Origin of the sequence: Candidatus Litorirhabdus singularis (genome assembly GCF_026262625.1) — a bacterium.
GTDB lineage: Bacteria > Pseudomonadota > Gammaproteobacteria > Pseudomonadales > Halieaceae > Litorirhabdus > Litorirhabdus singularis.
The window spans coordinates 146,170-161,857 of record NZ_SHNN01000001.1; the positions used below are offsets into that span (position 1 = coordinate 146,170).

Below are 15,688 nucleotides of genomic sequence, written 5' to 3' on the forward strand. Positions count from 1 at the left end.
GGCAGCACATCACAATCAGGGGCTGCGCGTACCGCCTCAAAAGCGGTAGCGCACTCCTGCCAGCACGGTGCGCGGCTTTTGCCCACGGGCACCGGCCTTGGGCTGGCGACCAATGATGTCACCGTCGTTGTCGCTCAAGTTGTCGACATTCACATAAAAGCGAGCGCGATCGCGCCAATCGTAGAACACCGACAGGTCTAGAGAGTAGTAAGCATCTATCTGCTCATATTCACCGCAGGCGGCTGAAGCACAGGTTTCGTCAAAATAGGCCAGGCGCAGGTTACTGCCAACGCCATTATCCAGCACCATGCCAGCACTCAGTGCCAACTGATGCTCAGGCAGGTCCGGCAGTTTATCTCCCGCCTCGACCTCTCCCCAGACTGAACTTCCCACAAAGCTGGTTTTGAACTCAGCATCGGTGTAAGTGTAAGTCAGGCCCATTGGGAATTGCGCGGCCGCGGTACCCAGAGTATAAGATGCCTGCACCTCAAGGCCTTTGATCTCTGCTTCACCGCCGTTTTCAGTATCACCCGCCTCACAGGGTTCCGACCCGGCACCGCCGGAATTAGAGCAAATACCGACAATATTGTCGTAGTCGCTAAAAAAGCCAATAACCTCTGCACTCAGAGCACCCTCATTGAAACGAAAACCAGCCTCATAGTTGGTTGCCGTTTCGGGGTCACTGCCTTCACTGGAGGTCGGTGAGTGGCCCTCATAAACGCCTGCGAGCAGCTGCCAGCGATCACTGGCGTCGTAGGTGACACCCAAGCCGGGCAGTAACTCGGAGTTTTTGACGTCATTAATGTCGTAGTTCTCATAGCGCAGGCCGGGCTTGATATTCCACGCACCGAACGCCAGATTGTCACTGGCATACAGGGAGTAAGCCTTGGACTTTTTCTCAGACTCCCCGGCCTCGCCCAATTCCACCAGGTCAAAGTTACCCCCCAGTCCCTGAAAATAAGTATCTACCGGTTGCTGGCGGAATTCTTCATCCCGATGAATACGCCCTCCCACAGCCAGCGTATGCGTCATCGAACCGGCATCGAAGTCGCCAATGAAACGAGTTTGTACGCCCTTGGATTCGTAGTCGCGATTATTGTTTTTGACGTAAACATCGGCCTGGGCTGCACCGTGCAAAACGTTGCGAGCAAAGTTTGAGTCGTAGTCGCCGTAGTCCGACGTCATGCCATCGCAACTACCGCCATTGGCGCAGGTAATCACCTCGTCAATGCCCTCGCCGTCAATCTTGTCGGTCTTGTACCAGTTGCGAGAAAAGTCAGCGTAATAACCGGTGGTGGTCAACCGGGCATTCTCACTGAACTCTATCAAGTGCGTCAACGAGCCGGCCTTGCGCTCAAAGTTCATCACGTCCTGGCGGCTGAGTCCGTAGCGCTGAGTGGGTGCTACCGCAAAGTCAGCCTCGGTTAGGCCGACATAGGTTTGTTCTGACTGCTCTTCACTGTACTGCAGCTTCATCTCCAACTGCTGATAAAAGCGTGCGCCCCCAGCGCTGTTGTATCTCAGCTTAGCGGCCAAATCATCTTTGTCGAAGCCAGTGTCGTTGTTAGTGAACTGGACACTGGAAAAGCCATCACTACCTGCCGTGTGGCCTTCAACAAGATACCCCCACTGCTCAGAGGAAGCACCATAACTGGCATGCAAACGGTAGGTCTGATCTTCACCGTACTCAAGGTTGACTTCGCCGCTTGCCTGCTCCGGAATCGGCGTACTAATCACGTTTATCGCGCCGCCGATGGTGTAGGGACCGTTTTCTATCGCCGCTGCACCTTTCAGGACTTCCACGCCGACCACTCGGCCGGTGGCTGGAAAGTAATAGGCAGAAGACGCGGTGTAAGGCGCGGGCGCGATCAACACACCGTCTTCCATCAAAGTAATTTTGCTGCTGCGATCACCGTAAGTACCGCGAATACTAATGTTAGGCCGCAGACCGTAACCCTCTTCGGTGCGAGTATAGACTCCCGGCACATCCGCTAAAATCCGTTGGATATCCGTGTATTCAAATTTGGCCAGGTCATCGGCATTTAACACCGTACCCGAGCCAGCCAAACGACTGGCATCATCTTTGGTACCAATAATCGTGACAGTTTCCATCACCTCGGTACCCGCACCAACCTGCAAACTTAATAGCGACAGCCCCAATGCCGACAACACGCCATACTTATTACTCACCACTTATACCCCCAAACCAACCATGAACAGCGAGGTCTCCGCCTCGCCTTCAAATTCGATGGAGGAGAGCGTAATGTAAATGAGATTGATTATCAATAACTTTTGGGTTGTTGAAAAATATTGGGGAATAGAACCAAGTCCAAGCCCAACCACCAACCCGCGGGCAAAAAAAAACCCGCCATCATGGCGGGCTCATTGCTCACACTGCGGCTGACTACTCGGTAGCTTCACCCTCGGCAGCGCTGCTGACGGTGTCTTTCAGTAGCGGCTGCAGCTCACCGGATTCGTGCATCTCAGTGATGATGTCGCAGCCGCCAATCAACTCACCGCCGACCCATAACTGGGGGAACGTCGGCCAGTTGGCATAAGCAGGCAGATGTTCGCGGATCTCAGGATTACTCAGTACATCAACATAAGCGAAACGCTCACCACAGGCCATCAGCGCCTGCGACGTACGGGCTGAAAAACCACACTGCGGCTGGTTAGGCGAACCCTTCATGTACAAAATGACCGGGTTGTTTTCAATTTGTTCTTTAATGCTGTCGAGAATTTCCATTGCCACTACTATGTTCAGTCAAAAATTGGACGCAGATTATAACCCGAGTTCCCAAAAAATACCCGACTATTTTAGTCGCGTATTAGCCGGGACGCGCGTTGCCATAACCCCCACAACCCTATATCATTCCGCTTTTGGGGGCAGCTGTAGCTGCCTTTTTGCGTTTTGAGGAAGACGGTAATGGCGACGACTAACGATACTGCGTCCACAGCGATAATGAACACCTACGGCAGACTGCCGGTTACCTTCACCCATGGTGAAGGCATCTACCTGTATGCAGATGATGGCCGCCGCTACTTCGACGCTATTGCCGGGATCGGGGTTAACTCCCTGGGCCACGCGCATCCTGCTGTTACCCGCGCTATTACCGAGCAGGCCGGTAAGTTGATACACACCTCTAACCTGTACCACATCGAGCTGCAGCAGCAGCTGGCGGAGAAGCTGACCCGTGCCGCCGGCATGGAGACCTGCTTCTTTGGTAACTCGGGAGCCGAGGCTAATGAGGCAGCGATCAAACTGGCGCGGCTCTACGGGCACCAAAAAGGGGTTAAGAAGCCCGCTGTGATCGTCATGGAAAACTCCTTTCACGGGCGCACCATGGCGACCCTGAGCGCTACCGGTAACCGCAAGATACAGGCCGGGTTTGAGCCACTGGTGCAAGGTTTCGTGCGCGCGCCTTACGACAACATAGAAGCGCTGACCAACATCGCTGAAAACAATGCCGACGTGGTCGCCATTCTGGTGGAGCCCATACAGGGGGAAGGCGGTGTCAGGGTTCCTGCCGACGGCTACTTAAGCGAGCTGCGTCAGTTATGCGATGCGCGCGGCTGGCTGCTGATGCTTGATGAAGTGCAGTCCGGCAACTGTCGTAGCGGTCACTGGTTTGCCTGTCAGGGAGAAGACGTTACACCCGATGTGCTGACCACCGCCAAGGCGCTGGCCAATGGCGTGCCCATTGGTGCCTGCCTGGCTAGCGGCCCAGCCGCTTCAGTGCTGGCGCCAGGCAATCACGGTTCTACTTATGGCGGCAATCCGTTGGCCTGCGCCGCAGCACTGGCGGTGATGGAAACCATGGCCAGCGAGCAACTGGCGCAACGGGCCGGCACGCTAGGCAGCCAAATACGGGAACAGTTCGCACAGCAATTGGCCGACGTTGATCTGGTCATTGATATTCGCGGCCGTGGGCTGATGCTGGGCATTGAACTTAGCGTACCCTGCCCTGAGCTCGTTAGCATGGCTCTGAACAGCGGCTATCTGATCAATGTCACCGCTGGTAGCACCGTGCGACTGCTGCCGCCGCTGATCATGTCCGATGCCCAGGCAGCAGAGTTGGTCACAGCCATCAGCGGTCTGATCCGTGAATTCGCCGCGCAACACGTCACAGCTGCAGCTAGCTAGCGTTCAACCGGAGGCCCTTATGACTGTCAGACACTTTCGCTCCATGCTGGACCTCAGCAGCGCCGAGCTGGACACCCTGATCGATCGCGCCAGCGCGATGAAGCAGGAGCTGCGGGCGGGCCAGAATCATACTGCTGCCAGCGGCAAGGTCATGGCGATGATTTTTGAAAAATCATCGACCCGCACCCGGGTATCGTTTGAAGCCGGCATGTCCCAGCTCGGCGGTCACGCCATGTTTCTTTCACCCCAGGACACACAGCTTGGCCGCGGCGAACCCGTTGAAGACAGCGCCCGGGTGATTTCGTCGATGGTAGACGTCGTCATGATCCGAACTTTTGGTCACGATATCGTCGAACGCTTCGCCGAGTACTCCTCGGTGCCGGTTATCAATGCGCTGAGCGATAGCTTTCACCCCTGCCAGCTACTGGCTGATATGCAGACATACCGCGAACATCGGGGCAGCATTCAGGGCCGGAAGGTCACCTGGGTCGGCGATGGCAACAATATGTGCCACTCTTATATTAACGCCGCGCGCCAATTCGATTTTGAGCTGACCGTTGCCTGCCCACAGGGGTTTGATCCAGATCCTGAACTGGTCGCGGCTAACGCCGAGCGCGTTACTATTATTCGCGATCCCGAGCTGGCCGCCAAAGGCAGCGACCTGTTGGTGACCGATGTGTTCGCCTCAATGGGGCAGGAGCAGGAACAGGAGCAGCGACTCAAGCAATTTGCCGGCTACCAGCTTAACGAAACCCTGTTGGCCTGCGCGCACCCAGATGCACTCTACATGCATTGCCTGCCCGCTCACCGCGGCGAAGAAATTAGCGCCAGCTTAATGGATCGCCCCGACACAGTTATCTGGGAGGAAGCAGAAAACCGTCTGCACGCGCAGAAGGCACTGCTGGAATTCCTGCTGGACGCACACACCAAATAACCAAAACTACTGTGAGATTTTGTTCTTAGAACAAAATAGTAGAACAGCCTTCCTTCGTCAGTAATTAGGCCCAAATCGATAGCGCCCTTGCCCGACAAGGGCTGGCGGGTTAGTAGTCACAGACATAAAATTTTGCCCACAAGTTATCCACAGAAAAACCCCAATCTATCTACCTTGCATTCAGGGGTAAAGCGCATTATCTTGTACTCCAGCTCCCCAACACCCCCAACATGTAGGGTAATTGCCTGTTTTAGAACAGGCAATTACCCTGGCGATTAGAGGGATCAGGGAGCTTGTACAGGGAAATACCGCCGTTGGTGCCCATCGCCAGCTAGTCACAGGCAGTTTTTAGCTGTGCTGGTAGCTGTTGCCTGTATCAGGCGCGGACATTGACGCGGAAAGTAGCGTTATTTGATGAGAGCAAAAATAAGGCTCAAAAGCCACATCCGGAGTAGAGATGCAAATAGAAACAAACCCAACCGCAGCTGCCACTGAAGCACCTGCCAGCGCGGGGTCAGTGACCCCTTCAGCTAATATAACCGCGACCGCACCCGGTCAAATACGGGTCATTAAACGCAATGGCACCGTAGTACCTTATGACGACAGTAAGATTTCTGTTGCGATTACCAAGGCGTTTCTGGCTGTCGAGGGTGGCACTGCAGCAGCCTCCTCGCGCATCCATGAGACCGTTGCAAAACTGACCGAGATGGTATCGACCACCTTCAAACGTCGCATGCCTTCCGGCGGCACTATTCATATTGAAGATATTCAAGATCAGGTAGAACTGTCACTGATGCGCTCCGGAGAGCACAAGATCGCCAGAGATTATGTCATCTACCGCGAGCAACAGTCACAAAAGCGCGCCGAGAAAAACGCTGATACCGACACCAGCTCGACCTACAGCATTGAAGTCACTATGGCTGACGGCCGCAGAATGCCGCTGGACATCCAGCGTATTCACACCATCGTTGGTGAAGCCTGCGCCGGGCTCGCCGATGTCAGCGATAGCGACATAATTAGTGAAGCGCTGAAGAACCTGTATAACGGTGTCTCCCAGGAGGAAGTCAGCACTTCTCTGGTGATTACCGCCCGCACCATGATCGAAAAGGACCCCAACTATTCTTACGTCGCAGCTCGACTGCTGTTGGATAACCTGCGTGCAGAAGGCCTGAACTTCATGGGTGTTGCCGAGAGCGCCACCCAACAGGACATGTCGACCTACTATCCGCAGGCCCTGTCAGCGTATATCGCGCGTGGCGTAGAGCTCGAACTGCTGTCACCGACGCTACAGTCTTACGACCTGAAAATGCTGGGCGACGCCCTGCTGCCAGAGCGAGACTTGCAGTTCACCTATCTGGGCCTGCAGACCCTCTACGACCGCTACTTTATCCACAGTGATGAGGTGCGCTTTGAGCTGCCGCAGATTTTCTTCATGCGGGTTGCGATGGGCCTTGCCACCGAGGAAGTCAACAAGAACGAACGTGCCATTGAGTTCTACCAATTGCTTTCTTCGTTCGATTACATGAGCTCTACACCGACGCTGTTTAACGCAGGCACCCTGCGCCCACAGCTATCTTCCTGCTACCTGACCACAGTACCTGATGATCTGCATGGTATTTACGGCGCTATTCAGGACAACGCTATGCTGTCCAAGTTCGCCGGTGGTCTGGGTAATGACTGGACGCCAGTGCGCGCTCTGGGCGCCTATATTAAGGGCACCAATGGCAAGTCACAGGGCGTAGTACCGTTCCTCAAAGTGGTCAACGATACCGCCGTCGCGGTCAACCAGGGCGGCAAGCGCAAGGGCGCTGTGTGCTCTTACCTCGAAACTTGGCACATGGATATCGAGGAATTTGTCGAGCTGCGTAAGAACACCGGTGACGACCGTCGCCGTACCCACGACATGAACACGGCCAACTGGATTCCTGACCTGTTCATGAAACGTGTTTTCGATGGCGGCAACTGGACTTTGTTCTCACCCAACGATGTACCCGATTTGCACGACCTTTATGGCAACGCCTTCGAAGAGCGTTATGAGCACTATGAAACTCTAGCGGCCAATGGCGAATTAAAGCTGTTCAAGACCATGCCTGCGGAAAATCTGTGGCGCAAGATGCTGGGCATGTTGTTTGAGACGGGTCACCCCTGGGTAACCTTCAAGGACCCTTGCAACCTGCGTTCACCGCAGCAGCACACCGGGGTGATTCACTCATCCAATCTGTGTACCGAAATTACGCTGAACACCAGCGCTGATGAAATCGCCGTGTGTAACCTGGGCTCGGTCAATCTGGCCCTGCACGTGGACGAGAATGGCCTGAATCTGGACAAGCTGCGCAAGACCATACGCACCGCAGTCCGTATGCTCGATAACGTTATCGACATTAACTACTATTCAGTACCTCAGGCACGCCGGTCAAACCTGCGTCATCGCCCGGTTGGAATGGGTCTGATGGGGTTCCAGGATGCACTGTACAAGCAGCATCTGGCCTATGGCTCGGATGCGGCGGTAACCTTTGCCGACACCTCTATGGAAGCGATCAGCTACTACGCTATCGAAGCTTCCAGCGAGCTGGCTGAGGAACGCGGCAGCTACTCAACTTTCGAAGGCTCCCTGTGGAGTAAAGGCGTACTGCCGATCGATTCACTGGATCACCTGGTTAAAGAGCGCGGCGCCGACTACATCGAAGTAGATAGCAGCCAGACTCTGGACTGGGACAGTCTGCGAGAAACGGTTAAGAGCCGCGGCATGCGTAACTCCAATGTCATGGCAATCGCGCCTACCGCAACTATTGCCAATATCACTGGCGTGTCCCAGTCGATTGAACCGACTTATCAGAACCTGTACGTCAAATCCAATCTCTCGGGCGAATTTACCGTGGTTAACCCCTACCTGATCAGTGACCTCAAGGCACGCGGATTGTGGGATAGCGTGATGGCCAACGATCTCAAGTACTACGACGGCAGCGTACAGCAGATAGACCGTGTACCTGATGACCTGAAAACCATATACGCCACCGCGTTTGAAGTAGAGCCGCGCTGGTTGGTTGATGCGGCCAGCAGACGGCAGAAGTGGATAGATCAGGCGCAGTCTCTGAACCTGTATATCAACAACGCCAGTGGCAAGAAGCTCGATATCACCTACCGCATGGCATGGTTCAGAGGTCTGAAGACGACCTATTATCTGCGCTCTCTGGCTGCCACTGGTACCGAGAAATCGACGATCTCTACCAGTTCGCTGAATGCGGTTTCTTCCAGTGCTGCAGAGCCCGGACCGGCACCCGTGCCAGACGCCTGCTCCCTGGATGATCCTGATTGCGATGCCTGCCAGTAATTGGCAGGCCTTGGCCAGCACTTTACTGACAATAAGACTGCACTTAAAACATAAGCACCAGTACCGAAAAGCAGAGGAACATAGATGTTAAGTTGGGATGAATATGACGCGGACGAAACCACCGCAGCCAAGCCGGCAGCGCCGGTTGTTAATGCCGCAGTGGCGACTGCCGCAGTGGAGACTACCGCAGCAACTACGCCAGTTGCAGCTGTAGAGACGACTGCCCCAGTGCAGACTGCCGCCGTAGCCGTAACGCCGGATGCAGCCGCCGCGACTGAAGAGGTATCAGCGGAAGCAGCAGCCGAAGCACTAGCTGCTGCTAATAAGGCCATCGAAGCGTTAGATCTGGCGCGCGGCCTGGAAGAACTTGATATGGGCGCCGAACGCGTCTCAGTCGACGAGAAGGCGATGATCAATTGCCGTGCCGATCTCAACCAGTTGGTACCTTTCAAGTATGACTGGGCGTGGCAGAAGTATCTGGATGGTTGCGCCAACCACTGGATGCCGCAAGAAATTAACATGACCGCTGATGTCGCGACCTGGAAGTCTAACGAAGGCCTGTCCGATGATGAGCGCCGCATCATATTGCGCAGCCTGGGCTATTTTTCCACCGCTGACTCACTAGTCGCCAACAATCTGGTGCTGGCAATTTATCGCCATATTACCAACCCTGAGTGTCGCCAGTACCTGTTGCGACAGGCGTTTGAAGAAGCCATTCATACCCATGCCTACCAGTACTGTATTGAGTCTCTGGGTATGGATGAGGGTGCCGTTTTCAATATGTACCGGGAAGTACCTTCGGTCGCGAAAAAAGCAGCCTGGAGCCTGAGCCATACGCATGACTTGAATGACCCCACGTTCGAGACCGGCACTTTGGAAGCAGATCAGACGCTACTGCGTAATCTGATCGGTTTTTACGCCGTCACAGAAGGCATTTTCTTCTACTGTGGCTTCACCCAGATCTTGTCAATGGGACGCCGCAACAAGATGACCGGCGTAGCAGAACAGTTCCAATACATTCTGCGTGATGAGTCTATGCACTTGAATTTTGGCATCGACGTTATCAACCAGATCAAGCTCGAAAATCCGCACCTGTGGACAGAAGAGTTTAAGCAGGAGTCGATCCAGATGATTCTGGAAGGCACCCAGTTAGAGATCGAATACGCACGCGACACCATGCCTCGCGGTGTGCTGGGCATGAATGCGGCGATGATGGAAGAGTACCTGCAGTACATTGCCAACCGACGCCTGTCCCAGTTGGGCTTGCCGGAGCAATTTGCCGGAGTGCAAAACCCGTTCCCATGGATGTCAGAAATCATGGACTTGCGTAAGGAGAAGAACTTCTTCGAAACCCGGGTACTTGAATACCAGACTGGTGGCGCACTGAGCTGGAGCTAGCTGGCGCGGCTGTGTAACAGCCCGCGCCTCCAAAACAAACGTCTGCAACAAACGTCTGCAACAAACGTCTGCAACAACAGTCTGCAACAACAGGGCCATAAGATGGACAAAGACAAGAAAGCTAGCACAGACAACGAGACCATCCTGATGGCGCTGGACCAGATCAGCCAGACCATCGACGTGATGACCAGTGTTGTGGGTCGCCTGCGCAATCATTTGCAGGACCAGGAGACCACCCGCCGCAGCGACAGCAGCAGCGCCGTGGTTGCCGCTGAGGGCAGCAGTACCGTCCACTAGGATTAAAGCTCTAATGGCTCCGACACCACACCTGTCGGGGCCAGTTTTACCTCTCCCGAACGTCAGGGCGCTTCTAGCCCCACTCCCTTATCAGATAACAAGCGGTCAATATCCGCCAACAAGTGCTCCAGCTTTGCGCTGGCTATCCCCGTGTCACGAAAAACCTCTACAGCCATGGGGGCGACTCCAGAGGCGCTGGGGAGCGCCTGTCCTGATTCAATCAATTGCCGCAGCCTCGGCAAAAATATAAATTGCAGCCACTGCTCCAGCCTCAAACTGTCCATAGCAAAAGGCTCTGTGCTGGCCAGCGCAGCCGCTTTCGGTGCTTCGGCCTGCCAGAGTTCAAGCATCCGCAGCTGCGCCTCTACGTCCATCAATAGGGAGGCAACAGCATCGTGCAGCTGCATGTTGTCAGGCAATCTCGCGCTTGAAAGCGGGTAGCGAGTCCAGAATGGCCTTGCCGTAGCGACGCGTGACCAGACGTCGGTCCAATATGGTCACAACTCCGCTGTCCTGCTCGGTGCGCAATAAGCGGCCACTGGCCTGCACCAGCTTGAGTGCCGCGTCAGGCACACTCAACTCCATAAAGGAGTTGCCGCCGCGCGCTTCCACCCATTCTGCCAGGGCTGACTCCAATGGCGTATCCGGCACTGCAAACGGAATCTTTGCGATAATCACATGCGAGCAATAGTCACCCGGCAGGTCGACGCCCTCGGCAAAACTGGCGAGACCAAAAATGATACTACTGCGGCCTTGATCGATAGCCTCCCGATGCCGGCGCAGGGTTTCCTGCTTGCTGTAATCTCCCTGTACCAAGATGGTCTTTGCCCACCCACCAGCCAGCCCTTCGTAGACTTCATGCATCTGCCGACGCGAAGAAAATAGCACCAGCGTGCCGGGAAACTCGACAAACAAATCTGGCATTAGCGCTATCAAGGCCTCGGTGTGGGCGGCAGGATCACTGGGATCACAGGCCATTGCGGGCACCCGCAAAGTAGCATTGGAATAGTCAAAGGGGCTTGGCACTACCTTGAACACACTGTCCTCAGGAGCCCCTGAGTGCAGAATAAAGCGCTCAAATGAGTTCAGGGCTGTCATTGTCGCCGAAGTCGCCACCACCGCCGCAGCGCGGTCCCAGAGGTGCTCACGCAGGATGTCTGCCGCCAGAATAGGGCTACTGCGTAATTCATAGCTTATGCCCTGGCCAGCCTCGATCAGGTTTATCCAGCGCGCATGCGGCGGATCCTCCATCGCGGCATCGACGTCATATTCCTGCCATAAGGCCAAGCTGCCCTCGGCCCGGCTCAACATAGCGCCAAATACGGTATACCAGTTCTCGGCGTCGGCCTTTTCCAGTCCGGTGACGTCGCCGTCCATACCGTCTTCCATGGCCCGCTCCAGACGTTGCAGCTGCGCCAGTAACTTCTGGTATAGCGCCACCAGCGTCCCAGCCACCTGACGTAATGGGTCCGGCACCACTCCTTCCGGAAACCGATAATGTTGGCGATCGGCGAAACCACTAAGCTGCTCGGGGTCTATCAACTCATCGAGCAGCTGCCCGGCCTGCTCGAGAGCTCCACCGACGTCTTCAAACAGCCGCGGAAGATTGTCCAGCACTGACGTGACGCTGGTACAACTGGCCAGCGACGCGCCCTGCCGTAATTGTTTGCGGCACTCCTCGGTCCATTGCACGCTGGCAGTAACGCGGCAATAACCGGAGAAGTGATTCAAGGCCTTATCTGCCAGATGATGCCCTTCATCAAATACGTAGACAGTTTCCTCAGGAGCAGAAAGGATCGCGCCACCACCCAGCGCCAGATCCGATAACACCAGGTCGTGATTGGTGACAATTACATCCGCATTCTGCAGCGCATCGCGAGCCCGATAAAAACTGCATTGCCCGATATTGGGGCAGCGTCTGCCACTGCACTGACGATGATCAGTGGTCGCACCAAACCAAACGTCCTCTGGTATCTCGGTATCCCAGTTATCGCGATCACCGTCCCACTCGCCGCGCCCGAGGGCGTCCAGCATGGCATTGTAATAAGGCAGCGCCGCCGCCGAATCAGCTTGATCAAATTCGTCCGGATAAAGCGGAATCAATGACTGCTCCTGCGCGCTGCCGGCAAGCTCTTTGTCCAGCCGTGACAGACACACATAGCGCCGCCGCCCCTTGGCCAGCACAAAGTCGAAATCTAACCCGCTGTGCTTACGAATGTCGGGCAAATCCTTATTAACAAACTGCTCCTGCAAAGCTATCGTGGCCGTCGAAACCACCAATTTCTTGCCCAAAGCCAGTGCTACCGGAATGGCGGCAACCGCGTAGGCTATGGTCTTACCGGTGCCAGTCCCCGCCTCAACAACACACACCGCTGACCCCGATGCTGTCGGATCATCCATGCGCGCCAACGCCTTGGCCACCTCGGCCACCATCTGACGCTGACCCCAGCGCGGACTCAGCGATTTCTGCTCAATCAGGCGGAAGTAGGCATCACGAATTTGCTGCTTGGTCAGATCATCCAGCAAGTAGTTTCAAGCCTCCGCCGCCAACTGGCTGACCACGGCATTGGCATATATAGCCAGCGCATAGGGGCGTTGATCTTCAGGTATTGCCTGCATCCGCCGATTGAATTCAGCTTCATCACAACTGCCTGCAGCAGCAGCTCCCTGCGGCAGCGCCGCATCATCACCGTGCAGAGCACGATAAGCATAGATATTGGTGCCGTGCAGCACATAGTTTGCACATATCTGGCGATCAATCTCCGCGGCAACCGCGTCAGCATTGTCATAATCGCCCTTCAACGGCGTGCCAAAAGCCACGTGCACCTGCCCTTTATTGCCAGCAATACCCTTGGCGATACTTTCCACGTCTTCGTGCTCGGCTTTCTCGTAGCTGCCACTGCTCGCCACGGCGGCCAGCTCGCGGGCCTTAGCCTCATCACAGGGATCAAGCTCGTAAGAAATAGTGACCGGCACTATATTGAGCCCGCCGATATACTCTGAGAATGACTCATTGGCTTTATCCTGACTCATCGCCAACATTTTAATAATAGCGGGTTCAGTGCGATCCACACCGTCCTTGGCACGTCCTTCGCGCTGGGCTATCCATATGGGTGCCTGCTCTTCTAACAGCGAATGTCGAATATAGGCTGACAAATCCCGGTAAGCTTTGAGAATCTGGCGTGGACCACGTACAGAGCGCCTGACGATGAAGCTCTTGTTGAGACGCATCAGGTCAGAGACATAGGGCTTGGTCAGCAAATTGTCCCCGATCGCGATCCGCACCGTATTGTGACCGCTGCTCCACAGCGCATAGTTGGTAAAAGCCGGGTCCATCGCAATATCGCGATGATTGCTCATGAACAGGAAGGGTTGGCCGGGATCAAGTTGGTCCAGACCTGAAACACTGAACCCGGCGGTGGTATCGCTAATCATACGATCCATATAGCCTTCGATCACCGCCTGCATCGCAGTAACGCTGGCAACTCCCTTGAGCTGTCGCCGCAGCTGCCAGCCTACCAGCCGCCGTAACAGGCCCGGCAGCACCCCACTCAATCGCTTGAAGCGAAAGCGGGTCAATGCCCCAAGAAATTCGGGATCGGCCAACAGGCGCTCGAGCACTGCGGCTACTTCAGAGTCGTTATAGGGCCGAATCTCTGCAAAGGGGTCCATTGCTCAACGTCGTCCTCGATGAAAGGCGCACACCATAACCAAAAGCCCGACTTTAGTCATCAGCCAGTGGCCTAATGAATTGCTCCGCAAACTGCTCCATCTGCTCACGCTTGGCGGCAAGCGAAGACTGCCAGCCACAGGTAAAAGCAAACGGCGCGTTAACACCGGCAGTCATACCCAGGTCTTGCAGGCGCTGATAAGTGGCAATCGTTGCCGGTTCCGACAAACCGATCACCGTTTCGAAAGGCTCGTGCTCGCGACCCGCCTCGCGCCTTAGCTGCTGCAATTGCGCCAATAGCGGCGGCACCTCGTCTACGGTATTGCCGTTGCCGATCCAACCGTCGGCAATCCGCGCTGTGCGTCGCAGGGCCACCGGGCTGGAGCCGCCCAGATAAATCGGCACCGATGCTGTGGGAGCCGGCAGAATTCGCAAACTATCGAAGGCAATATGGCGTCCCTGATACTCAGTCCAGTCACCCGTCCAGAGCTGACGCAGCACTTCCAAGCACTCATCGTAACGCTGCCCACGAGTACTGAAGTCGATACCATAGGCATCAAATTCATCCTTCATCCAACCCACCCCGGCGCCCAGAATGAACCGATTGTCGGACATCAAAGCCAGCGTTCCCGTCGCTTTCGCCACTTCAATCGGATTTCGCAGCGGCAGGATATACACCGAGGTAGAAAACATCAGTCGCTCGGTCACCGCCGCCATTTGGGCCAGACTCACCCAAGTGTCAGGGTACTCACTGTCACTGGGCATCGGCGGCTTACCGTCGGCTGCATAGGGGTAAGGGGACGATACTGTCTGCGGAAAAAAAGCGTGGTCGGCATTCATCACGCCATAAAACCCAAGCTCCTCTGCGTAACGGGCGATCTCACGGTAATGTGAGGTCTCAGCCCAGGTCACCATCTGCCAAAATTTCATGCCCGCTCCTTGTCGTAGTTGCCCGCTTTGGTGTGCGCATGGCAGCCAGTATTGTGCGGGACTTGTCACTCCTGATACAAGCCAACATACTATGGTCACTATCAGGAGCCCGAATGAGTAATACGTACCGATTAATCGCCACATGTCCGGACAATACCGGCATTATTGCTGCCGTCACGGGCTTCCTCGCCAGCCAGGGCGGTTGGGTACTGGCAGCCAACCAATACTCCGACCCGGGCAGTGATTGCTTTTTTATGCGCTACGAAATTCGCGCCGATTCACTGGATTTATCCCTGCCACAACTGCGTGAGGCGTTTGCCCCATTGGCTGAGCAATTCGGTATGCACTGGGCGATTCATGACGCCAGTGTCCGCAAACGCGTGGTACTGATGGCGAGTAAACTGGCCCACTGCCTGTCTGACCTGCTCTATCGCTGGCGCAGCGGTGAGATGGACTTTGATATCGTGGGGGTCATCTCCAACCACGATGATCTGCGCGATTATGTTGAGTGGCATGACATTCCCTACCATTACGTGCCCGTACCGGCGTCGGATAAAGCCGCGGCCTTTGCCCGCACCACGGCGGTTCTGGCCGAGGCTGCGCCCGATCTGATTGTGCTGGCCCGTTATATGCAGATACTGCCGCCGGAGCTATGCTCAACTTACCCCAACCGCATTATCAACATTCACCATTCGTCATTACCCGCCTTCGTTGGCGCCAAACCTTACCATCAGGCCTATGAACGCGGCGTCAAATTGATCGGGGCCACCTGCCACTATGTGACCGAGGACCTGGACGCAGGGCCCATTATTGAACAAGACGTCGCCCGCATCAGCCATCATAATTCGGTGGCCGAGATGGTGCGCCTCGGCAAGGACGTAGAGCGCAATGTGCTGGCCACCGGCGTACGCTATCACTTGGAGGACCGAGTGCTGATTCATGGTAATAAAACTATTGTGTTCGCCTGAGCGAGGCATGCTATTC

At 55.4% G+C, this 15,688-nt stretch carries 12 protein-coding genes; 6 read left to right on the forward strand and 6 right to left on the reverse strand.

Annotated elements, in window-relative coordinates:
* Positions 1 to 36: 36 nt before the first annotated feature.
* On the reverse strand, positions 37 to 2,190 hold the full coding sequence (locus EYC98_RS00660; RefSeq protein WP_279243371.1) for a TonB-dependent receptor family protein: 2,154 nt from the start codon (positions 2,188 to 2,190) through the stop codon (positions 37 to 39).
* 214 nt (positions 2,191 to 2,404) lie between these two features.
* Complete coding sequence (gene grxD, locus EYC98_RS00665; RefSeq protein ID WP_279243372.1) at positions 2,405 to 2,746, reverse strand: Grx4 family monothiol glutaredoxin; 342 nt, start codon at positions 2,744 to 2,746, stop codon at positions 2,405 to 2,407.
* A 180-nt stretch (positions 2,747 to 2,926) separates the two neighbouring features.
* On the opposite strand from grxD, the gene EYC98_RS00670 reads away from it, so the two are divergent.
* From EYC98_RS00670 to EYC98_RS00690, 5 genes are all read left to right on the forward strand, one after another.
* Positions 2,927 to 4,144 carry an aspartate aminotransferase family protein gene (locus tag EYC98_RS00670; protein ID WP_279243373.1) on the forward strand — a complete coding sequence of 406 codons (1,218 nt, stop codon included), beginning with the start codon at positions 2,927 to 2,929 and terminating at the stop codon, positions 4,142 to 4,144.
* Positions 4,145 to 4,163: 19 nt separating this feature from the next.
* A complete protein-coding gene (argF, locus tag EYC98_RS00675) occupies positions 4,164 to 5,078 on the forward strand; it encodes an ornithine carbamoyltransferase (protein WP_279243374.1) in 915 nt (304 codons plus the stop codon).
* Between the two features lie 457 nt (positions 5,079 to 5,535).
* Positions 5,536 to 8,409, forward strand: coding sequence for a ribonucleoside-diphosphate reductase subunit alpha (locus EYC98_RS00680; protein ID WP_279243375.1), 2,874 nt, complete (start codon positions 5,536 to 5,538; stop codon positions 8,407 to 8,409).
* Positions 8,410 to 8,493: 84 nt separating this feature from the next.
* Complete coding sequence (locus EYC98_RS00685) at positions 8,494 to 9,807, forward strand: ribonucleotide-diphosphate reductase subunit beta (RefSeq protein WP_279243376.1); 1,314 nt, start codon at positions 8,494 to 8,496, stop codon at positions 9,805 to 9,807.
* A gap of 102 nt (positions 9,808 to 9,909) precedes the next feature.
* On the forward strand, positions 9,910 to 10,104 hold the full coding sequence (locus EYC98_RS00690) for a hypothetical protein (RefSeq protein ID WP_279243377.1): 195 nt from the start codon (positions 9,910 to 9,912) through the stop codon (positions 10,102 to 10,104).
* Positions 10,105 to 10,166: 62 nt separating this feature from the next.
* On the opposite strand, the gene EYC98_RS00695 is transcribed toward EYC98_RS00690, so the two are convergent.
* The 4 genes from EYC98_RS00695 to EYC98_RS00710 are packed head-to-tail and all read right to left on the reverse strand — an operon-like array spanning position 10,167 to position 14,704.
* Complete coding sequence (locus EYC98_RS00695; RefSeq protein WP_279243378.1) at positions 10,167 to 10,511, reverse strand: YqcC family protein; 345 nt, start codon at positions 10,509 to 10,511, stop codon at positions 10,167 to 10,169.
* A 4-nt stretch (positions 10,512 to 10,515) separates the two neighbouring features.
* Positions 10,516 to 12,630, reverse strand: a complete 2,115-nt coding sequence (dinG, locus tag EYC98_RS00700; RefSeq protein WP_279243379.1) for an ATP-dependent DNA helicase DinG — start codon at positions 12,628 to 12,630, stop codon at positions 10,516 to 10,518.
* Positions 12,631 to 12,636: 6 nt separating this feature from the next.
* Positions 12,637 to 13,776 (reverse strand): 1-acyl-sn-glycerol-3-phosphate acyltransferase, encoded by a 1,140-nt coding sequence (locus tag EYC98_RS00705; RefSeq protein WP_279243380.1) that lies wholly within the window; start codon positions 13,774 to 13,776, stop codon positions 12,637 to 12,639.
* Positions 13,777 to 13,828: 52 nt separating this feature from the next.
* Positions 13,829 to 14,704 carry an LLM class F420-dependent oxidoreductase gene (locus EYC98_RS00710; RefSeq protein WP_279243381.1) on the reverse strand — a complete coding sequence of 292 codons (876 nt, stop codon included), beginning with the start codon at positions 14,702 to 14,704 and terminating at the stop codon, positions 13,829 to 13,831.
* A gap of 113 nt (positions 14,705 to 14,817) precedes the next feature.
* Between EYC98_RS00710 and purU the strand changes: the two genes are divergently transcribed.
* Positions 14,818 to 15,672 (forward strand): formyltetrahydrofolate deformylase, encoded by an 855-nt coding sequence (purU, locus tag EYC98_RS00715; protein ID WP_279243382.1) that lies wholly within the window; start codon positions 14,818 to 14,820, stop codon positions 15,670 to 15,672.
* Positions 15,673 to 15,688: the final 16 nt, after the last annotated feature.

Bases quoted from the DNA above. Each gene is read 5' to 3' on its own strand.
- EYC98_RS00705 (WP_279243380.1), bottom strand. From the start codon at position 13,776: ATGGACCCCTTTGCAGAGATTCGGCCCTATAACGACTCTGAAGTAGCC.
- EYC98_RS00685 (WP_279243376.1), top strand. From the start codon at position 8,494: ATGTTAAGTTGGGATGAATATGACGCGGACGAAACCACCGCAGCCAAG.
- EYC98_RS00670 (WP_279243373.1), top strand. From the start codon at position 2,927: ATGGCGACGACTAACGATACTGCGTCCACAGCGATAATGAACACCTAC.
- EYC98_RS00680 (WP_279243375.1), top strand. From the start codon at position 5,536: ATGCAAATAGAAACAAACCCAACCGCAGCTGCCACTGAAGCACCTGCC.
- purU (WP_279243382.1), top strand. From the start codon at position 14,818: ATGAGTAATACGTACCGATTAATCGCCACATGTCCGGACAATACCGGC.
- grxD (WP_279243372.1), bottom strand. From the start codon at position 2,746: ATGGAAATTCTCGACAGCATTAAAGAACAAATTGAAAACAACCCGGTC.
- EYC98_RS00710 (WP_279243381.1), bottom strand. From the start codon at position 14,704: ATGAAATTTTGGCAGATGGTGACCTGGGCTGAGACCTCACATTACCGT.
- EYC98_RS00695 (WP_279243378.1), bottom strand. From the start codon at position 10,511: ATGCAGCTGCACGATGCTGTTGCCTCCCTATTGATGGACGTAGAGGCG.
- argF (WP_279243374.1), top strand. From the start codon at position 4,164: ATGACTGTCAGACACTTTCGCTCCATGCTGGACCTCAGCAGCGCCGAG.
- EYC98_RS00690 (WP_279243377.1), top strand. From the start codon at position 9,910: ATGGACAAAGACAAGAAAGCTAGCACAGACAACGAGACCATCCTGATG.